The sequence below is a fragment of the Alcaligenes faecalis genome (assembly GCF_041521385.1).
Lineage (GTDB): Bacteria > Pseudomonadota > Gammaproteobacteria > Burkholderiales > Burkholderiaceae_B > Alcaligenes > Alcaligenes faecalis_E.
The window spans coordinates 1,852,716-1,871,540 of the sequence record NZ_CP168006.1; the positions used below are offsets into that span (position 1 = coordinate 1,852,716).

The following is an 18,825-nucleotide window of genomic DNA, read 5'->3' on the forward strand; positions in this document are numbered from 1 at the left end:
GCAATCCTTTTTACTGAATAGTCTTGGCTTTCTCGAAAGCCTCGTCGATGGAACCGACCATGTAGAACGCCTGTTCTGGCAGAGCATCACACTCGCCGTCGACGATCATCTTAAAGCCACGCAGGGTTTCAGCCAGTGGAACGTACTTACCAGGCGAGCCGGTAAACACTTCTGCCACGTGGAAAGGCTGAGACAGGAAACGCTGGATCTTACGAGCGCGGGCAACAGCCTGCTTGTCTTCTGGAGACAGCTCATCCATACCCAGAATCGCGATAATGTCGCGCAATTCCTTGTAACGCTGCAGCGTCTGCTGAACACCGCGAGCCACTGCGTAATGCTCTTCACCCACAACTTGTGGATCCAACTGACGGCTGGTGGAGTCCAGAGGGTCCACAGCGGGGTAAATACCCAGAGCAGCAATATCACGGGACAACACAACGGTGGAGTCCAAGTGCAAGAAGGTCGTAGCAGGCGATGGGTCAGTCAAGTCATCGGCTGGAACGTAAACGGCCTGGATGGACGTAATCGAACCGGTCTTGGTGGAGGTAATACGCTCTTGCAGCTTACCCATTTCCTCGGCCAGCGTAGGCTGGTAACCCACTGCGGAAGGCATACGACCCAGCAGAGCAGACACTTCGGTACCGGCCAGCGTGTAGCGGTAGATGTTGTCCACAAAGAACAGGATGTCACGGCCTTCGTCACGGAACTTCTCAGCCATGGTCAGGCCGGACAGTGCCACACGCAGACGGTTGCCTGGAGGTTCGTTCATCTGACCGAACACCATAGCCACCTTGGAATCGCTCAGGTTATCCATCTGGATAACGCCAGCATCAGCCATTTCGTGGTAGAAGTCGTTACCTTCACGGGTACGCTCACCCACACCGGCAAACACGGACAGACCACTGTGTGCCTTGGCGATGTTGTTGATCAGCTCCAGCATGTTCACGGTCTTGCCCACACCGGCACCACCGAACAGACCAACCTTACCACCCTTGGCGAACGGGCAAACCAGGTCAATCACTTTAATACCGGTTTCCAGCAGCTCTACGGAAGGCGACAGTTCGTCAAACGTAGGCGCAGCCTGGTGAATGGCGCGACGCTCGTCGGACTGGATAGGACCGACTTCGTCGATCGGGCGACCCAGAACGTCCATAATGCGGCCCAGGGTGCCAACACCGACTGGCACGGAGATGGGAGCGCCCGAACCGGCCACTTCCATACCACGGCGCAGGCCGTCGCTGGAACCCATGGCGATGGTGCGAACTACACCGTCACCCAATTGTTGCTGTACTTCAAAAGTCAGGCCTTTTTCTGCGAAAGCCGAACTTTCGTCAACGAGCGTCAATGCTTCGTAGACTTTAGGGATGCTGTCGCGGGGGAACTGAATATCCACCACGGCGCCGATGCACTGAACGATGGTACCGTTGCTCATGTTGAGTCCTTGCAATATAACTTTGATGGTGTGCCTTGCCGTGATTACACAGCGGCGGCACCCCCCACGATTTCAGAGATTTCTTTCGTAATCGCTGCCTGGCGGGTCTTGTTATAGACCAGCTGAAGATCACCGATAACGGTCTTGGCGTTGTCCGAAGCGGCTTTCATGGCCACCATACGGGCAGACTGCTCAGAGGCCATATTCTCGGCAACGGCCTGATACACCAGACCCTCTACGTAACGCAGCAACAAGTCATCAATAACCGACTTGGCATCAGGTTCGTAGATGTAATCCCAACCGTATTCGGAAGAGTTAGCACTTTCTTGAGCCTCTACCTGATCACCAGCCTGGAAAGGATCTTTCAGACCGGAAGGAAGGGGCAACAAGCGAATAAATGTTGGGTCCTGCTTCATCGTATTGACAAAGCGGCTGGTCGCCAGATAAACAGCATCAATACGGCCTTCCACGAAGTCGTCGATCTGCACCTTGATAGCGCCAATCAGACGTTCCAGGTTAGGCGCATCGCCCAAACCCACTTCCTGAGAAACCAGATTGGCACCCACACGCGCCAATGTTCCAGCAGCTTTACCACCCAGAGCCGTTGTCTGAACGCTAATACCTTTGTCTTCAAACTCGCGAACACGCGCAAGAACCAGACGCAAAATATTGGTGTTCAAGCCGCCACACAGACCTTTGTCCGTGCTGACAACCACGATACCGACCGATTTGACTTCGGCGGGCTCAACCATGTAGGGGTGAGTGTAGTCGGGGTGCGCCTGCATCAGATGCGAAGCAATCTCGCGCACCTTGTCTGCATAGGGACGGCCAGCACGCATCCGCTCTTGCGCCTTGCGCATCTTGGATGCCGCCACCATCTCCATGGCTTTGGTGATCTTGGACGTGTTTTGCACGCTCTTGATCTTAGTACGAATTTCCTTGATTCCGGCCATCACACTTTCCTGTAAGGGCATTATCGGGAGCCAGACTAGGCTGTCGACTCCCGCTAATCATGACGCCGGGGTTTCCGGCGCCTGCCAACAATGATTAGAAAGCGCCGTGCTTTTTGAAGTCCTGGATGGCTGCAACCAACTCAGCCTCGTCTTCTTTAACCAGTTCCTTCTTGCTTTCGATACGCTCAACCAGGGCAGCGAACTTGCTGCGCAGGTGATCTTTCAGGCCTTTCTCGAAAGGCAGAACCTGAGCGACTTCCAGATCGTCGAAGTAACCGTTGTTCACAGCGTACAGGCTCACGGCCAGTTCCCACACAGCCAGAGGCTGATACTGGGGCTGCTTGAGCAGTTCGACCACGCGCTTACCACGCTCCAACTGGCGACGGGTTGCGTCGTCCAGATCGGAAGCAAACTGAGCAAACGCAGCCAATTCACGGTACTGAGCCAAGTCGGTACGAATACCGCCGGACAGCTTCTTGATGACCTTGGTTTGAGCAGCGCCACCCACGCGGGACACCGAAATACCGGCGTTAATAGCAGGGCGAACACCTGCGTTGAACAAGTCAGACTCCAGGAAGATCTGACCATCAGTAATCGAAATCACGTTGGTTGGAACGAAAGCGGAAACGTCACCGGCTTGCGTTTCAATGATAGGCAGTGCGGTCAACGAACCGGTCTTGCCTTTCACTTCACCGTTAGTGAATTTTTCTACGTACTCGGCGTTCACGCGAGCAGCGCGCTCGAGCAGACGGGAGTGCAGGTAGAACACGTCACCGGGGTAGGCTTCACGGCCTGGTGGGCGACGCAGCAACAGGGATACTTGACGGTAGGCCCAAGCTTGCTTGGTCAAATCGTCATAAATGATCAGGGCGTCTTCGCCACGATCACGGAAGTATTCACCCATGGTGCAACCGGAGTAAGGAGCCAGGTATTGCATGGCAGCGGACTCGGAAGCCGAGGCGGCCACAATAATCGTGTACTCCAGAGCACCGTGCTCTTCGAGCTTGCGCACCACGTTGTTGATCGTGGAGGCTTTTTGGCCCACGGCAACGTAGATACATTTAACGCCATTGCCCTTTTGAGCAATGATGGTGTCCACAGCCACGGCAGTTTTACCGGTCTGACGGTCACCAATGATCAGTTCGCGCTGACCACGGCCGATTGGCACCATGGAGTCCACGGCTTTCGTGCCAGTCTGCATGGGCTGGGAGACGGACTCACGGGCAATAACGCCAGGAGCCACTTTCTCGATGACGTCTGTCATCTTGGCGTTGATCGGGCCCTTGCCGTCGATAGGCATACCCAGCGTATCAACCACACGACCCAGCAGTTCGGGGCCAACGGGTACTTCCAGAATGCGGCCAGTTGTTTTGACTGCGTCGCCTTCGGAAACACCAGTGTATTCACCCAGAATCACGGCGCCGACAGAGTCGCGCTCGAGGTTAAGGGCCAGACCGAACGTGTTGTTCGGAAATTCGAGCATTTCGCCCTGCATCACATCGGACAAACCGTGGATGCGCGTAATACCGTCGGTCACGGATACGACCGTACCTTGTGTACGAACGTCAGTCGACGCGCCCAGGCCTTCGATGCGGCTCTTGAGCAGTTCGCTGATCTCGGACGGATTAAGTTGCATGTTCAGACTCCTGAAATCCTGTTTACTGACTCGCGCTATGCGGTCAGCGTATCGCGCATGCTGGCCAGCCGGGCCTGCACGGAAGTGTCGAGCACCTGGTCACCAACAATCACCCGAATACCGCCGATAAGGTCAGTGTCGACGGTCACAGTCGGTTTTAGCTTCAGGCCAAACTTTTTCTCCAGCCCAGCGGTCAGCTCAGCAATCTGAGCCTCAGCCATCGGGAAAGCACTGATAATCTGTGCCTGCGCCGTGCCTTCGAGTTGGTGTTTCAATAGATCAAACTGTTCTGCAATTTGTGGCAGCAGCAAGATGCGCTGGTTATCCACCAACAATTGAAGAAAGTTGCGAGCCTTTTCGGTGACCTGTGACTTAACCAGGCCCGTAAAGAGTTCGAGTCGCTGCCCATTATTCAGGCGCGGATCGTTCAGTGCCTCGCGCACATCGTGGAGACCGGCCACCTGAGCCATTTCGGACAACAGGGCCGACCACGATTCGAGACCCTGGCTGTCGTCGCGCAAGGCGGCGAACAGGGCTTCGGCGTAAGGTCTGGCAATAGTCGATAGTTCAGCCATGGCCTGCCTTGATGTTAAAGTTCTGCCTTGAGCTGCTCGAGCAGCTGGGCATGCGCATTCGCGTCAACTTCGCGTCGCAAGATTTGCTCGGCACCCTTGACAGCCAAGGCAGCCACTTCGCTACGCAGACCTTCACGTACACGTTGCACTTCCTGGTTGGCGTCTTGCTGGGCCTGCGCAATAATGCGGGCTTTTTCGGCTTCGGCTTCACGACGAGCTTGCTCCAAAAGAGCAGTCGCTTGTTTTTCAGCGTCAACAATGCGTTGATGGTTTTCGGACTTGGCCGACGCATCCATCAGACTGATACGCGCTTGGGCCTGTGCCAGATCGGCCTTGCCTTTATCGGCAGCAGCCAAACCATCAGCGATTTTCTGACGACGATCATCGATTGCTTTCGTCAGTGGCGGCCATACGAATTTCATCGTAAACCAGGCCAAAACGAAAAACACGATCATCTGAAAAAAGAGAGTCGCGTTTAAATTCACGGTCGTATCCCTTCAATACCACGTGTGTAGGATGCGGTATGCGTCCTGACACATGTATGTTCAAGTCGACAAGCGGTGCATGATCAAACCGAGCAACACACCGCTAACGACGACTGCCTGCCCATCTGCCAAAAACGGCAGCGGACTCGCCTTCTTACCCAACAAATGGGTTGGCGAATGCAAACAACATGGCGATACCGACACCGATCAGGAAAGCAGCATCGATCAGACCGGCCAACAGGAACATCTTGGTTTGCAGAGCGTTCATCAGTTCAGGCTGACGAGCCGATGCTTCCAGATATTTACCACCCATCAGGGCGATACCAATGCAAGCGCCAAAAGCGCCCAGACCGATGATGATACCGCAAGCAAGAGCAACGAGAGCTACGTTGGTCATGACAACTCCTTGGTTAAAAATCAGGTGTAATTCAAAAAAATCAAAGCGTTAGCAGGCTAAGCCTGCTCCCCCCAACCAGACACCATTGTCCAGTCGGAATCGGATTAATGGCCTTCGTGTGCTTGTCCGATATAGACAAGGGTAAGCATCATGAAGATGAACGCCTGGAGCAACACAATCATGATATGGAAGATTGCCCACACAGAACCGGCCAGAATGTGACCGATACCCAACCCCAGGCTGGCGCCATTAAACCCTGTCCATGCGCCACCCAGCAGAGCGATCAACATGAAAACCAATTCACCGGCAAACATATTGCCAAACAACCGCATACCTAAAGACACAGACTTGGCCGCGTATTCGATGCAATTGAGTAAAAAGTTGAAAGGCACAAGCACAACAGCCATCAGGCCAGTCGCGGTGAATGGTGCAGTAAACAGCTCTTTGACAAAACCGCCGGGATGCTTGATCTTGATGCCGTAGTAGAACATCAGCAGCAGCACACCCATGGACATGCCCATTGGCACGTTCAAATCAGCAGTTGGCAAAATACGGTGGTAATACAGAGGGTCGCTAGGCTCGGTACCCAGGCCGCTTTGAATGAAAAACCATGGCAAGGCATCAACCGGCAGCAAATCCAGCACGTTCATCATGAGGATCCACAGAAACACGGTCAGCGCCAGAGGCGAGACAAACTTCCGGGACTCGGCATTGGGCACAATCGATTTGGCCTGATCCTCAACCCAATCGACCAGCATTTCTACGAAAGACTGCAAGCGGCCTGGCACACCGGCTGTTGCGGCCGACGCGGCACGCCACAGAAAGAAAACCACAATCAGACCCATCAGCAGAGACCAGAACATGGAGTCGTAGTTAATGACACCGAAGTTGGCCAGAACATCCTGTTTTTCACCCACGTTATTCAAGTGAACCAGGTGATGCTGGATGTACCCTGACTGAGGCGAAATATCACTAGCAGCAGCCATCTGTATTTACCCTGTGATGTATATGTTATGGGACAAGCCCGTGAAACAAAATTCGTTATGGCAGCTTGCGAAAAAACAGCAGCAGCACATATCCCTTCAAGACACATAGCAAGCCAAAGAGCAAAGCAGGCCAAACCAACCAGCCTGTATTTGCCATGGCAGCCGTTGCCAGTGTCAATACAGCAAAGCCAAGTTTGAAGGCTTCCCCCCAAAAGAAGGAAAGTGCGCCGGCGTTGCCGCCGCCCATCAAACCCAGCAAAAGACGCAATGCGAACAATGCGTTAGGCACAAAATAAGCAGCCGCACCAATAAGTGCCGAGGCTGCTGCATATGCGCCGGAAATCCATGCCGACAGGCCAATCGCCAACAGACCCATAAAAGCCTGAGCAAGCAGTGTGCGCACAATCCCTTGCCCTGCCCGGCGAGCCATGCGGCTACGTTGCTCGGGCGTCAATACGACGGGTTCGGGAAATGGTGCTTTGTCCCCTGCTGCCTGCACCGTGGCGGTGGTGCCTGTTTGCTGATAAATCGGCTGATTCATAATAGGAAACTGTCAGATAACGTTGTGTGGGTGGATGTACTGCAAAGGCCTTGGCCAATCCATCCGCGCAATATTATCGGCCCCTTTTAAAAAGCCGGTGTCGTCAAACCCATAAAGTATAGCGTCTTTTTTTTGTTGTAAGCAAATTCAGCCTTGCTTGTTTGATACTTAATACAAGGCCGATATACACAATCCCAATGGCATCAAGGGGTCCGCTTATTTTGTAACATTGCAGCGCAGCAATTTTACAACACACCCCCTGATTTATCAGCGATTGGGAAACTTAGCGATGCTTGAATTCGGGCTGACGTTTCTCGACGAAAGCACGCATGCCTTCTTTTTGATCGTCAGTGGCAAACAAGCCATGAAAGTTGCGACGTTCAAACAGCAACCCCTCTTCCAGAGACGACTCAAACGCGCGGTTCACGCATTCTTTGGCCATCAAAACTGACGGCAGTGACATGCTTGAAATAACCGTTGCGGCTTCAAGTGCTTCTTCCAACAGTTTGTCGGCAGGCACCACGCGGGCGACCAGACCGGAACGCTCAGCCTCTTCGGCGTTCATCATGCGCGCGGTCAAAATCAAATCCATCGCTTTGGCCTTGCCCACGGCACGAGGCAGACGCTGCGTGCCACCGAAACCGGGAATCACGCCCAGCTTGATTTCCGGTTGACCAAAACGGGCGGAGTCAGCCGCAATGATGAAGTCGCACAGCATGGCCAACTCGCAGCCACCACCCAAGGCGTAGCCCGCAACAGCGGCGATGATGGGTTTGCGGAAACGGCGCAGCTCTTCCCACTGACCACCCAAATAATCCTGGGAGCTGACATCGTGGTAAGTCCAGTCTTTCATGGCGCCAATGTCAGCACCGGCCGCAAAGGCTTTTTCATTACCGGTCAGCACAATACAACCGATTTCGTTGTCGGCATCGTATTTCTTTAACAGGGCATACAACTCGGCGATCAGCTCGTTATTGAGCGCATTCAAAGCCTTGGGTCGATTTAATGTCAATAAAGCAACACGACCATGCACCTCTGCTTTGACTAAGGGTTCGTTCATGCTGACTCCCAGAAAAATTAAATAGAATAGGGGAATGGAACCTACACCCGTACTTTACCGTGCCGAACCGACAGATCTCGCCGGCCACCGCCTGACTGTCCAGATACAGATCACTTCCCCCCAAACAGATGGCCAGATCTTGAGCCTTCCGGCCTGGATTCCTGGCAGCTACCTGATCCGCGACTTCTCGCGTCAGATCGAAAGCATAACTGCCTTCTCTGGCGAAAAGCCGGTTGCCATCCACAAGCTGGACAATCACCGCTGGCAGTGCGAGTCCTGTGAAGGCCCCTTGAACGTGCAGTACCAGGTCTATGCCTGGGACCTGTCCGTACGAGGCGCACATATTGATCAGACCCATGCTTTCTTTAATGGCACCAGTGCCCTGCTGGCCGTTGAGGGCCAGACCGAACAGCCTTGCCTGCTGGAACTGGTATCCAACAAGGACATGGAGGATTGGCAGGTCTACACCAGCCTGCCCGAAGCAACCGGCATACCGGGCGCGGCCGAACGTTATGGTTTTGGCCTGTATCGCGCCAGCAATTATGACGAACTGATCGACCACCCGATTGAAATGGGCACTCCCCAGGTCATCAGCTTCTTTGTCCACGGCGCCGAACACGAACTGGTCTTTACTGGCGTCATCCCCAATCTGGATTTGCCTCGCATCGCCCGTGATGTAGAGAAAATCTGCGCCGCACAAATCGCTTTTTTTGAACCCGAAACCCGCCGCGCCCCCTTTCTGGACAGCAGCTCGCGCTACGTGTTCATGACCATGGTGACCGACGACGGTTACGGCGGCCTGGAGCATCGTGCCTCGACCGCCCTGATGGCTTCGCGCCGCGACCTGCCCACCCAGGGCCAGGACAAATCGGTGAAAAGCGCAGGCTACCAAACCTTTTTGGGTCTGGTCAGCCATGAATACTTCCACACCTGGAACGTCAAGCGCATCAAGCCTGCTGCATTTGCGCCCTATGACTTGAGCCGCGAAAACCACACCCGATTGCTATGGGTGTTTGAGGGCTTCACGTCTTACTACGACGATTTGATGCTGCTGCGTTCGGGCGTGCTGAACGAAGCCGACTACCTAAAGCTGCTGGCCAAAAACATCAACGCCGTCGAGCGTGGCCCTGGCCGCTTCAAGCAGTCCGCCGCACAAAGCTCTTTTGATGCCTGGACGCGCTTTTACAAGCAGGACGAGAACTCCCCCAACGCGCTGGTCAGCTATTACAGCAAGGGTGCCCTGATTGCCCTGGGCCTGGACCTGTGCATTCGCAACCATACCCAGCAGGCCAAGGGCCTGGATGAGGTGATGCTGCTGATGTGGGAACGCTATGGCCGCGACTTCTATCAAGGCAAGCCACAAGGCATTCCTGAAGACGCCATGCCTGCCTTGATTCTGGAAGCAACCGGCTACGACGCCACGGACTTCATTGCCCGCTATGTTGAAGGTTGCGAAGACCTGCCCTTGAAAACCTGGCTGGCCGAGCAAGGCTTGAAGCTGGAATGGCAAGCCTCCTCCAAGCTACCCAGCCTGAACGCCCGCTTGCGCCAAAGCGCGGGTCAATGCCAGTTGGCCACTGTGTTTACCGATGGTGCAGCGCATCAAGCCGGCCTGTCTGCGGGTGACGCCCTGGTCGCGATTGACGGCTTGCGTGTCAGCGACACGACCAGCCTGGAGCGCCTGCTGGCTGCGTACGAGCCCGGCCAGACCGTTCAGGTCCACGCCTTCCGCCGCGATGAACTACACTGCTTCACGCTGCAACTGGCACGCCCTGCGTTGGACGAATGCGTCCTGAGCCGCCAGTCCTGATTGACCCTCACAGGCCCGCCACACCCAGCGGGCCTGATACTTTGTTTTTGCCATGACAACACGCCGTATATTTATCAACAATCTGGTGGTGCAAGCCTCTATCGGCATGCTGGATCACGAGCTGACTCAACGCCAGCCCCTGCATATTGATGCTGAATTCGACACCACCATTACGCAGGACGTTCAGGACAATGACATCAGTACCGTACTGGACTACCGCCAGTTGCGCGAAGCGTTGATTGAAGTCAGCACGACCGAGCACACCCATCTGCTGGAAACGCTGGTGGAACGCCTCGCTGATCGCATCCAGAATGATTTCCCGGCCGTGGAACGCGTTAAAATCCGGGCCAGCAAACCCGAGGCCTTTACCGATTGTGATGCCGTCGGCATCGAGATCGAACGCAGCCGCTAAAGCCCCGCCCCGCGTCCCTGCCGGGGCCACGACGACACTTCTTTCCGCTTTTCCTTATGTCCCAAGACACCAGCACCCTTCCTCCTTCCGAAACCGAGACCCCCGTGTTTGCCAGCAAGGCTGAACGCAAGCAACGCGTCAATGACAACAAGCTGAGCAAACGCATCATGCGTGAAGTGGGCCGCGCCATCGGCGACTTCAACATGATCGAGGAAGGCGACAAGATCATGGTCTGCCTGTCCGGCGGCAAGGACTCCTACGGCCTGCTGGACGTGCTGATGACATTGCAAAAGCGCGCGCCGATCAAGTTCGACATCGTGGCCGTGAACCTTGACCAGAAGCAGCCCGGCTTCCCTGACCACATCCTGCCCGAGTATCTGGAAAAGCTGGGCGTGCCCTATCACATCGAAACGCAGGACACATATTCGGTAGTGACGCGCGTGATTGCCGAAGGCAAGACCATGTGCTCTCTGTGCTCGCGCCTGCGTCGCGGGATCCTGTACCGTGTCGCCAAGGAGCTGGGTGCCACCAAGATCGCCCTGGGCCACCACCGTGACGACATTCTGGCGACCTTCTTCCTGAACCTGTTTTACGGTGGCCGTATGAAGGGCATGCCACCCAAGCTGATGTCGGACAACGGCGAACATATTGTGATCCGCCCTCTGGCCTACGTGCCCGAGAAAGACCTGATCGCCTACGCCAAGCTGAAAGAATTCCCCATCATCCCCTGTAACCTGTGCGGCTCGCAGGAAAACCTGAAACGCCAGGAAATCAACCGCATGATTGCGGACTGGGACAAAAAATTCCCGCACCGTTCCTGGAACGTGTTTGGCGCCCTGACCCGCGTCGTGCCTTCGCACCTGATGGACCCCAAGCTGCATAACTTTGCAGACCTGAAGGTGACAGGACAGGCGGACCCGGAAGGTGATAAAGGTTTTGATCAGGATTATTTTGATGATCACCTGCCCGAGAGCTTGCTGGCTGCAGGCTTTGAGGAAGACGCCGATAACTCAGTGCCTACTGCGCGTCAGGACGCCTTCACACCCGCACAGCCAGCAACATCTGGCGAACAGCAGATTGTGTTCATGAGCAAGCGTCGTTCCGGTCAATAAACCTGGCACACAACGTAGCGTCGTGTTTGCTGCTTGCAAACACACCTGCGTCAAACAATGAAAAGCCCCGATATAAACCGCCCGTCTCTAGACTGATGTCCAGGTTTTGGAGATTTATATCGGGGCTTTTTTGCACCCACCGAATGGCTATCAGGCCTTAGCTCGGCTTTTGCGAACCATCCCAGCGTTCACCGGGCACCTGAATATCGAACAATTCAAGCACCCGCATCACTGTGTGATCGACAATATCGGCTATGCTTTTGGGACGCAGGTAAAACGCGGGCATAGGCGGGAAGATAATCCCGCCCATTTCCGTCACGGCCGTCATATTACGCAAATGCGCCAGATTGAATGGCGTTTCACGCACCATCATCACCAGACGGCGACGCTCCTTCAAGGTAACGTCGGCCGCCCGGGTAATCAGGTTATCGGACAGGCCATGCGCCACAGCGGCCAAGGTACGCATCGAACAGGGCACAATCACCATGCCGGCGGTAGGAAAACTGCCACTGGCCAAGGTTGCGCCCACATCGCGGAAGCTGTGCACCTGATCGGCCAAAGCCTGGATCTCGTGCCTGCCGATATCCAGCTCATATTTGATGTTCAGCACCCCGGAAGGCGAGATCACCAAATGGGTTTCCACATCCGGACAGGACTGCAGCACTTGCAGCAGACGCACGGTGTAGACCGCACCTGTGGCCCCGGTCATACCTATGACCAGGCGTCGCTTGGTGCTCACTCCAGAGCCCCAGCCTCGCGCAGCATGGTTTCCAGTTCGCCGTTTTCGTACATTTCAGACACGATGTCCGAACCGCCGACGAATTCGCCCTTGATGTACAACTGGGGAATAGTGGGCCAGCTGGAGAAATCCTTGATGCCCTGACGCACTTCGGCGTCGTCCAGCACGTTGACCACCACCACCTGGCTCAAGCCAACAGCGCGCAGGATCTGCACGGTACGAGCGGAGAAACCGCACTGAGGAGCTTGAGCTGTGCCCTTCATAAACAGCACAACAGGGTTTTCCGTGACGGTTTCGCGGATGAAATCTTGAACTTCACTCATGATGTTCTCTTAAGAAAAGAATTAACACTGTCCACCTGTGACCCGCCGGATTCCTGCCAGATCTTCATAACTAAAGACCTGCTTGAACCCTGCCTGCCGCAGCATATTTTGCACATGGTCGGCCTGATCCCAGCCGTGCTCCATGAGAAGACTTGCACCGGGGTGTAGATACGGCCCGGCTCCCTGAACTATTGTACGCAAATCCGTCAAGCCGTCAGAGCCATCTGTCAGTGCCTGACGCGGCTCGAACCGCACATCGCCCTGCGCCAGATGTTCATCATCCACTGCAATGTATGGAGGGTTGGACACGATCAGGTCAAAAGGTTCCTGGCCTGCCACGGCATCGTACCAACTCCCCAGGCAAAACTCGACTTTCCCACACAAACGCTGAGCATTTAGCCCCGCTTGCGCCAAGACCAACGTGCTGATGTCACTGGCCACCACATGGGCATCGGGGCGTGCCAGCGCCAGAGAAACTGCAATGGCGCCGCTGCCACAGCCCATATCCAGAATGCGGGGAGATGGAATGTTCTGCACGCGCTCCAGCGCACACTCAACCAGGGTTTCCGTATCAGGGCGCGGAATCAGCACCGAGGGCGATACCAAAAACTCATGGCCCATGAATTCACGGACACCGACGATATACGCCATGGGCTCACCCGCCACACGGCGGGCTTCCAGGGCTTGATAGGCTTGGATCTTGCCCAGCGGTAACTCGTCCGTGTCGTGCGCAATCAACCAGGAACGACCGACGCCCAGCACCTGCATCCACAGCATGTCACGCTCCAGGCGCGGCAAGGGGCTTAGCGGCTGCAAGGCTCGCAAGGTACGGGGAGAATCAGCAGGCGTAGCCGCTTGGGGCGCAGCCTGCTCACCAGATAGGCTCATGCTCACGCCTGTGCCAGATCAGCCAGCAAACCGGCCTGATGCTCGGACAGCAAGGCCTTGATCAGCTCGTCCAGATCACCGTCCATGATGTAGCCCAGCTTGTACAAGGTCAGGTTGATACGGTGATCCGTCATGCGACCTTGCGGGAAGTTGTAGGTGCGGATGCGCTCGGAGCGGTCGCCCGTACCGACCAGGCTTTTACGCTCGGCGGCTTCTTTGTCGGATTGCTCGCGCTGCTGCTTGTCTTTCAGACGCGCGGCCAGCACCTGCAAGGCTTTTTCACGGTTACGATGCTGGGAACGGTCGTCCTGACACTCCACCACCAAACCCGTAGGCAAGTGGGTCAGACGAACAGCGGAGTCCGTCTTGTTCACGTGCTGACCACCAGCACCACTGGCGCGGAAGGTGTCCACACGCAAGTCAGCGGGGTTGATCGTGATCTCTGCCAAGCCTTCGGCTTCGGGCAACACGGCCACCGTACACGTAGAGGTATGGATACGGCCCTGGGCTTCCGTCTCGGGAACGCGCTGCACACGGTGCGCACCAGATTCGAACTTCAGACGACCATATACATCCTGGCCTTCAATACGCACGATGACTTCTTTGTAGCCACCCACTTCCGAATCGCTGGCGGACATGATTTCCGTGCGCCAGCCGCAGTTTTCGGCGTAACGCATGTACATACGCAGCAAATCCCCGGCAAACAAGGCACTTTCGTCACCACCGGCACCAGCACGGATCTCAATGAACACGTTGCGGGTATCGTCCGGATCACGGGGCAACAAGAGGATTTGCAGCTCGTCCTCCAATTGGGCGATACGCTCTTTGCCCAGCTTGTATTCTTCCTCGCCCATTTCCTTCAATTCAGGGTCGGACATCATGTCCTGGGCCGCCTGCAAATCGCCCTCGGCCGCTTCATAGCTCTTGAAAGCCGTAACGACAGGGTCCAGCTCGGCACGCTCGCGCGACAGTTTGCGAAACTCATCCATATTGCTGGCAATTTCTGGCTCGGCCAGCATGGCATCAACTTCATGCAGACGGCGAGACAATTGCTCAAGCCGACTGCGCATAGAGTCTTTCATAGGGAACAGCCTAAAGGGAAAATCAGAAGGTCTGGGCGCAGTGCAAAGCAATCAGGCTGCACCGCAGAAAAGTCGGTGGACAGACAGCAGTTCAGACGCTAACGCCGACGGGTAGTCGAGGGTAACAGGCGAGGCAAAAGATCCAGCAGTTGCGCACGCTCTGCACCTTCGCTGCGCGTCAATTCGGCCATGGGGCCATGCATATACTTTTGAGTCAGGCCATGTGCCAGCATTTCAATGACCTCTGCCGGATCACCACCACGAGCCAGCATGCGACGCGCACGCTCCAGTTCGTGCTGGCGTACTTTTTCGACCGATTGCTGCACATTTAAAATAGCGGGCACAATCGCACGAGTGCCAAGCCAGTGCATATAGTGCTGCACCTGGGTGTCGATAATGGCTTCGGCCTGAACCACGGCGGCCTGACGTGCATCGGCACCCCGTTGCACAAAGCGGCCCAGATCATCGACGGTGTACAGGTACACATCGTCCAGACGGCCCACTTCGGTTTCAATGTCGCGTGGCACGGCCAGATCGACCATGACCACAGGGCGGTGACGGCGTGAACGTACTGCACGCTCCACCATACCCAAACCCAAAATGGGCAAAGTGCTGGCCGTACAGGACACCACCACATCAAAGTCCGCCAGACGCTCGGGTACATCCGCCAGCTTCATGGTGCTGCCCATAAAGCGAGACGCCAGGTTTTCAGCACGTTCCTGAGTACGGTTGGCGACCACGATGCTACAGGGGTTCACTGCGGCAAAGTGCGTAGCGCACAACTCGATCATTTCGCCAGCCCCAATAAACAGCACCTTGGCCTGACCAAGATCACCAAACACACGCTCGGCCAAACGAACTGCCGCCGCCGCCATGGACACCGAATGGGCGCCAATCGCGGTTTGCGTACGGACTTCCTTGGCCACCGAGAAGGTGCGCTGGAACAATTGATGTAGCAAAGTGCCTAGCGAACCGGCTTCGTTGGCGGCACGCACGGCATCTTTCATCTGCCCCAGAATCTGGGGCTCTCCCAAGACCATGGAGTCCAAACCGCTGGCAACACGGAACGCATGGCGCACGGCCTCGTTCTGGTTGTAGCGATACAAATGAGGGGTCAACTCGGCAGAGCGCAGGCTGTTGAAGTCTGCCATCCATTCGGGCAAACGTTCTGCAACATGAGGCTCGGCCGCACAGTAAATCTCGGTGCGATTACAGGTAGACAGGATGGCTGCTTCACGGACACCGGTGCCAAAAGTGGCACGCAAGGTATCAAGCGCAGGCTTTAACACATCGATCGGAAACGTTACGCGCTCGCGCACGGCGACCGGCGCGGACACATGATTCAGACCGAAGGTTAGAACATCTACAGACATGAGCAGTACAGGCTATAGCCTTGAAAAAGACCAAGACAGGCAGTTTTTGCGGACGCAAAACGCATGAAATTTAAGTGATTTTACGCCGCAAGCCGCCGTTTTGCCAAAAATGTTACTTGAATTGCCGTTTTGTGATTACAATTGCCCTCCTTTGTGCAGCCTTCTTTTCCCTGAAAAGGGCCTCCCCCTAGGGATACGACAAATTTGAAGTCGAAAAGATGCATAAAATTTTTGTTGTACTATGCGCACAAATCAAAAACCGTGGTATAGTTCTATTTTTACCGAGCAGTACACGTTGGCCTGGTAGCTCAGTCGGTAGAGCAGAGGATTGAAAATCCTTGTGTCGGTGGTTCGATTCCGCCCCAGGCCACCAAAGAATTCACACAAAAAGCCCAGTCAAACGACTGGGCTTTTTGCTTTCTATGGCCACATCGGGAAGCCCTATCCCATCAACGAGGAATGGGCACTGACCAGGTACGGCTGATCGCACCTTCAATAAGGCCCGTAGACTTGGTGAGGTGCCAAGCAGTCCTTTACTCGGCCAGATGGACGCGATTGCGGCCATCCGCCTTGGCCCGGTACAAGGCCGCATCAGCCAGAGCCAGGGTTTCGTAAAGATCATTGCCATGCGCTGGGTAGCAGGCCACGCCCAAAGACACGGTCACGCTCTCCACTGCCTCAAAGGCGGTATTCGCTACCGCAAGGCGCAAACGCTCTGCAAACTCGCCCGCCGCGTCAAGACCCACCTCTGGCAACACAAGCACAAACTCTTCGCCTCCCAGGCGAGCCACAACGTCTTCCCGACGTACCTGAGCCATGATCAACTCTGCAATCGCCTTAAGCACCTCATCCCCAGCCGCATGACCGAACCGATCATTGACCGTTTTGAAATGATCAATATCAATCATCACCACCGCTACGGATTGCTCAGCCTCTGTCATTTCCTCCAGGGCAGCATCCAGACCGCGCCGATTCATCGTCCCTGTCAGGGGATCGGTTGCCCCCTGCTGATACAGCTTGCGAATCCGACTACCTATCGCAGAAAAGCTGTGCATCAAGCCCTGTCGAATCAGAGCGGCCTCCACATACCACCCCCTAACAAACCGAATACGTCGAAAATCAGCGTGATTATCCAGATTGGCAGCCGCAATTGCCAACTGGCGCAACGGATTGGCAATCAGCCCGGAGAAGTACCAAATTGCCAGCAGGCTCACAGCAAAGACTGGCAAGGAAAGCAAAAATGTACGCAACAGCAGCTCACCCGTATTGGCGAGCACTCGCTCTGTGGGACGCTGCGCAATAACAACCCAACCAGCGGTCGGAATCGCTGCCACACTGACCAGTTCCTGATCCCGTTTGACCACATCCGGCTCAGGCGATGCTTGCCTGCTGTTAATCAGTGACTGCTCGATCACCGCTACCACGTCCAGGGCTCTGGACCCTATCTGACTTTGCTCCGGATGATAAATAATGGCCTGCGAGCCATCGACGATGCGAAAATAAGTTCCTTCCTCATAGCTCAATTTATCCAGCGACTCCTGCAATGCACTGCGGCTTTGCAAGTACATCCCTCCACCCATAAAGCCCGCGTAGGCCCCATTCGGTGCGAAAACCGGAGTGGCAACCATTGTCATCCATCGCCCCTCTCCCGCCTGAAATGCTCCTGTAACCATCGGCTCTGACCAAGCCTTGCCCTGGAACCGCTCCGGCCACAAGGGCAATGTCACATCCAACAAAGCAGAGTTTGGGCTGGCTGCCAACACGGAGCCTGACACATCAACCAAGACAAGCGCATCGAACGCCTTGGTGACCTCCATCACTTGCCTGAACTCTTCCCGTATAACGGCTGCATCAAGTTGCCCTGCCGTGATATCCAAAGCAGCACTTTTCAGCACCGCAGCCGATGACCGAAGAAAATCGTCACTGGCGTGTGCCAACCTTTCCGCATAAGCCTGATTGACTCGTACACTTTGCTCGAGCAAAAGCCCCTGTTGCACCCGATAGGCGGCATGCAAGCTGCTGAACAAAACCAAAAGGACGAAAGACAGGCACAACCACAAGATAAGACTTCGCAAATTAACTGACCAGCGTCGTGCGAACATTCGTCTAAAGCGCGGGATTTTTCTCATTGAGAACAACGGCAGAACGATGATGGGTATCAACACCATTTTACGTAAGACCATCTGGAACATTTAGATTCCACTGACAATCCACGTCAACAATCCACCGCCGGCCAATGATTCAACCTCGTTGATACTGCAAACAGCGCCCCTTGTAAGACAACTCCTTGCCTTCGGGCATGAAGATAGGCCGGTCGCGTAAACACACTTGCCGCACCAGCTCAAAGCCGTAGCGTCCCATTTCCTGAGTAAATTTATTGCGATACCCACGGTCCGGGTCTACCACCCAGACCTCGGCCTGCTTCTTCGCACGCTGGTCCACCAACTGGGCCAATTGGGCAGGCGTATTACCTTCATACAGCAAGTCGCTGCCCACGATCAGGTCGTAGCGTTGCCGGGCAGGCTTCAGTCCCAGGGACGCCAGCAAAGCAGGGCAGGATTCCTCCCCCCACTGCGCATGAACATAGGGCAGATCGGACAAGCCATTCAAAGCCTGATTCAGCTTCAGAAAATGCGGCACCATGGGGTGGCAATCGCTGGCGTGAATTTGCGCACCCCGTTTATGCATCACCAGACTGGTCAGGCCCAAGCCGCAGCCCAACTCCAGAATGCTTTCATCCGCCCGAATGGGGCGGTTTTTCAGTTTGCGCGCCAGTTGAATGCTGGATGGCCACACAAGACCAAACAAAGGCCAGACAGCCGGGCCTATTCCCAGAGACTGGGCGTGTCCCAACGGGTCGGCATATTGCATGTGATCGGCCAAGGAACGAATACGTAACGATTCTGTAGGCGAGATTCGTATATGCTGGAGACGGGTTTTTAACTTGGCGGGCGTGGATGAGGTCGAGCCATATAAGTCTGACATAGACTGATGATCGTCCATATTCACACAAAAAGCTAA

General features: G+C 55.3%; 19 protein-coding genes and 1 tRNA gene. 4 read left to right on the forward strand and 16 right to left on the reverse strand.

Annotated elements, in window-relative coordinates; all coding sequences use genetic code 11:
- Positions 1-10 precede the first annotated feature (10 nt).
- The 9 genes from atpD to ACDI13_RS08400 all read right to left on the reverse strand — a co-directional run bounded on the left by atpD (position 11) and on the right by ACDI13_RS08400 (position 8,065).
- Positions 11-1,432 carry a F0F1 ATP synthase subunit beta gene (gene atpD / locus ACDI13_RS08360; RefSeq protein WP_316988307.1) on the reverse strand — a complete coding sequence of 474 codons (1,422 nt, stop codon included), beginning with the start codon at positions 1,430-1,432 and terminating at the stop codon, positions 11-13.
- A 44-nt stretch (positions 1,433-1,476) separates the two neighbouring features.
- Entirely contained in the window at positions 1,477-2,385 is a 909-nt protein-coding gene (atpG, locus tag ACDI13_RS08365) for a F0F1 ATP synthase subunit gamma (RefSeq protein WP_316988308.1), read from the reverse strand.
- A gap of 94 nt (positions 2,386-2,479) precedes the next feature.
- Positions 2,480-4,021 (reverse strand): F0F1 ATP synthase subunit alpha, encoded by a 1,542-nt coding sequence (gene atpA / locus ACDI13_RS08370; protein WP_316988309.1) that lies wholly within the window; start codon positions 4,019-4,021, stop codon positions 2,480-2,482.
- A gap of 35 nt (positions 4,022-4,056) precedes the next feature.
- The gene (locus ACDI13_RS08375; protein WP_316988310.1) at positions 4,057-4,596 is read right to left on the reverse strand and encodes a F0F1 ATP synthase subunit delta; all 540 of its coding nucleotides are present in this window, start codon (positions 4,594-4,596) and stop codon (positions 4,057-4,059) included.
- Between the two features lie 14 nt (positions 4,597-4,610).
- A complete protein-coding gene (locus ACDI13_RS08380) occupies positions 4,611-5,081 on the reverse strand; it encodes a F0F1 ATP synthase subunit B (protein ID WP_009464119.1) in 471 nt (156 codons plus the stop codon).
- Between the two features lie 154 nt (positions 5,082-5,235).
- The gene (atpE, locus tag ACDI13_RS08385; RefSeq protein ID WP_009464117.1) at positions 5,236-5,478 is read right to left on the reverse strand and encodes a F0F1 ATP synthase subunit C; all 243 of its coding nucleotides are present in this window, start codon (positions 5,476-5,478) and stop codon (positions 5,236-5,238) included.
- 104 nt (positions 5,479-5,582) lie between these two features.
- Positions 5,583-6,464, reverse strand: coding sequence for a F0F1 ATP synthase subunit A (gene atpB, locus ACDI13_RS08390; RefSeq protein WP_316988311.1), 882 nt, complete (start codon positions 6,462-6,464; stop codon positions 5,583-5,585).
- A gap of 55 nt (positions 6,465-6,519) precedes the next feature.
- Positions 6,520-7,005 (reverse strand): ATP synthase subunit I, encoded by a 486-nt coding sequence (locus ACDI13_RS08395; protein ID WP_316988312.1) that lies wholly within the window; start codon positions 7,003-7,005, stop codon positions 6,520-6,522.
- A 283-nt stretch (positions 7,006-7,288) separates the two neighbouring features.
- Complete coding sequence (locus ACDI13_RS08400; RefSeq protein WP_316988313.1) at positions 7,289-8,065, reverse strand: enoyl-CoA hydratase; 777 nt, start codon at positions 8,063-8,065, stop codon at positions 7,289-7,291.
- A gap of 34 nt (positions 8,066-8,099) precedes the next feature.
- On the opposite strand from ACDI13_RS08400, the gene ACDI13_RS08405 reads away from it, so the two are divergent.
- Genes ACDI13_RS08405 through ttcA form a run of 3 tightly spaced genes read left to right on the forward strand, consistent with a single transcriptional unit; the run spans position 8,100 to position 11,399 of the window.
- The gene (locus ACDI13_RS08405) at positions 8,100-9,875 is read left to right on the forward strand and encodes a PDZ domain-containing protein (RefSeq protein WP_316988314.1); all 1,776 of its coding nucleotides are present in this window, start codon (positions 8,100-8,102) and stop codon (positions 9,873-9,875) included.
- A 52-nt stretch (positions 9,876-9,927) separates the two neighbouring features.
- Positions 9,928-10,287 carry a dihydroneopterin aldolase gene (folB, locus tag ACDI13_RS08410; protein WP_316988315.1) on the forward strand — a complete coding sequence of 120 codons (360 nt, stop codon included), beginning with the start codon at positions 9,928-9,930 and terminating at the stop codon, positions 10,285-10,287.
- A 56-nt stretch (positions 10,288-10,343) separates the two neighbouring features.
- Entirely contained in the window at positions 10,344-11,399 is a 1,056-nt protein-coding gene (gene ttcA / locus ACDI13_RS08415; RefSeq protein ID WP_316988316.1) for a tRNA 2-thiocytidine(32) synthetase TtcA, read from the forward strand.
- A 157-nt stretch (positions 11,400-11,556) separates the two neighbouring features.
- Here ttcA and ACDI13_RS08420 read toward each other — a convergent pair whose 3' ends face one another.
- The 5 genes from ACDI13_RS08420 to hemA all read right to left on the reverse strand — a co-directional run bounded on the left by ACDI13_RS08420 (position 11,557) and on the right by hemA (position 15,804).
- Positions 11,557-12,108: a UbiX family flavin prenyltransferase gene (locus ACDI13_RS08420; protein WP_372373108.1), complete on the reverse strand. Its 552-nt coding sequence runs from the start codon at positions 12,106-12,108 to the stop codon at positions 11,557-11,559.
- Positions 12,109-12,134: 26 nt separating this feature from the next.
- Positions 12,135-12,461: a Grx4 family monothiol glutaredoxin gene (gene grxD / locus ACDI13_RS08425; protein ID WP_094197909.1), complete on the reverse strand. Its 327-nt coding sequence runs from the start codon at positions 12,459-12,461 to the stop codon at positions 12,135-12,137.
- Between the two features lie 21 nt (positions 12,462-12,482).
- Positions 12,483-13,349 carry a peptide chain release factor N(5)-glutamine methyltransferase gene (prmC, locus tag ACDI13_RS08430; RefSeq protein ID WP_316988318.1) on the reverse strand — a complete coding sequence of 289 codons (867 nt, stop codon included), beginning with the start codon at positions 13,347-13,349 and terminating at the stop codon, positions 12,483-12,485.
- Positions 13,350-13,351: 2 nt separating this feature from the next.
- Entirely contained in the window at positions 13,352-14,431 is a 1,080-nt protein-coding gene (gene prfA, locus ACDI13_RS08435) for a peptide chain release factor 1 (RefSeq protein ID WP_316988319.1), read from the reverse strand.
- Between the two features lie 98 nt (positions 14,432-14,529).
- On the reverse strand, positions 14,530-15,804 hold the full coding sequence (gene hemA / locus ACDI13_RS08440) for a glutamyl-tRNA reductase (protein WP_316988320.1): 1,275 nt from the start codon (positions 15,802-15,804) through the stop codon (positions 14,530-14,532).
- A gap of 297 nt (positions 15,805-16,101) precedes the next feature.
- Here hemA and ACDI13_RS08445 point away from each other — a divergent pair.
- Positions 16,102-16,177 (forward strand) — tRNA-Phe (locus ACDI13_RS08445).
- Between the two features lie 160 nt (positions 16,178-16,337).
- Here ACDI13_RS08445 and ACDI13_RS08450 read toward each other — a convergent pair.
- Both ACDI13_RS08450 and ACDI13_RS08455 read right to left on the reverse strand, forming a co-directional pair.
- Positions 16,338-17,438 carry a diguanylate cyclase gene (locus tag ACDI13_RS08450; RefSeq protein ID WP_372373030.1) on the reverse strand — a complete coding sequence of 367 codons (1,101 nt, stop codon included), beginning with the start codon at positions 17,436-17,438 and terminating at the stop codon, positions 16,338-16,340.
- A 607-nt stretch (positions 17,439-18,045) separates the two neighbouring features.
- The gene (locus ACDI13_RS08455; RefSeq protein WP_316988322.1) at positions 18,046-18,789 is read right to left on the reverse strand and encodes a methyltransferase domain-containing protein; all 744 of its coding nucleotides are present in this window, start codon (positions 18,787-18,789) and stop codon (positions 18,046-18,048) included.
- Positions 18,790-18,825 lie beyond the last annotated feature (36 nt).

Excerpts from the sequence above, each read along its gene's own strand:
- atpD (WP_316988307.1), bottom strand. The coding sequence starts at position 1,432 with ATGAGCAACGGTACCATCGTTCAGTGCATCGGCGCCGTGGTGGATATT.
- atpG (WP_316988308.1), bottom strand. The coding sequence starts at position 2,385 with ATGGCCGGAATCAAGGAAATTCGTACTAAGATCAAGAGCGTGCAAAAC.
- atpA (WP_316988309.1), bottom strand. The coding sequence starts at position 4,021 with ATGCAACTTAATCCGTCCGAGATCAGCGAACTGCTCAAGAGCCGCATC.
- ACDI13_RS08375 (WP_316988310.1), bottom strand. The coding sequence starts at position 4,596 with ATGGCTGAACTATCGACTATTGCCAGACCTTACGCCGAAGCCCTGTTC.
- atpE (WP_009464117.1), bottom strand. The coding sequence starts at position 5,478 with ATGACCAACGTAGCTCTCGTTGCTCTTGCTTGCGGTATCATCATCGGT.
- atpB (WP_316988311.1), bottom strand. The coding sequence starts at position 6,464 with ATGGCTGCTGCTAGTGATATTTCGCCTCAGTCAGGGTACATCCAGCAT.
- ACDI13_RS08395 (WP_316988312.1), bottom strand. The coding sequence starts at position 7,005 with ATGAATCAGCCGATTTATCAGCAAACAGGCACCACCGCCACGGTGCAG.
- ACDI13_RS08400 (WP_316988313.1), bottom strand. The coding sequence starts at position 8,065 with ATGAACGAACCCTTAGTCAAAGCAGAGGTGCATGGTCGTGTTGCTTTA.
- ACDI13_RS08405 (WP_316988314.1), top strand. The coding sequence starts at position 8,100 with ATGGAACCTACACCCGTACTTTACCGTGCCGAACCGACAGATCTCGCC.
- folB (WP_316988315.1), top strand. The coding sequence starts at position 9,928 with ATGACAACACGCCGTATATTTATCAACAATCTGGTGGTGCAAGCCTCT.
- ttcA (WP_316988316.1), top strand. The coding sequence starts at position 10,344 with ATGTCCCAAGACACCAGCACCCTTCCTCCTTCCGAAACCGAGACCCCC.
- ACDI13_RS08420 (WP_372373108.1), bottom strand. The coding sequence starts at position 12,108 with ATGACCGGGGCCACAGGTGCGGTCTACACCGTGCGTCTGCTGCAAGTG.
- grxD (WP_094197909.1), bottom strand. The coding sequence starts at position 12,461 with ATGAGTGAAGTTCAAGATTTCATCCGCGAAACCGTCACGGAAAACCCT.
- prmC (WP_316988318.1), bottom strand. The coding sequence starts at position 13,349 with ATGAGCCTATCTGGTGAGCAGGCTGCGCCCCAAGCGGCTACGCCTGCT.
- prfA (WP_316988319.1), bottom strand. The coding sequence starts at position 14,431 with ATGAAAGACTCTATGCGCAGTCGGCTTGAGCAATTGTCTCGCCGTCTG.
- hemA (WP_316988320.1), bottom strand. The coding sequence starts at position 15,804 with ATGTCTGTAGATGTTCTAACCTTCGGTCTGAATCATGTGTCCGCGCCG.
- ACDI13_RS08450 (WP_372373030.1), bottom strand. The coding sequence starts at position 17,438 with ATGACAATGGTTGCCACTCCGGTTTTCGCACCGAATGGGGCCTACGCG.
- ACDI13_RS08455 (WP_316988322.1), bottom strand. The coding sequence starts at position 18,789 with ATGTCAGACTTATATGGCTCGACCTCATCCACGCCCGCCAAGTTAAAA.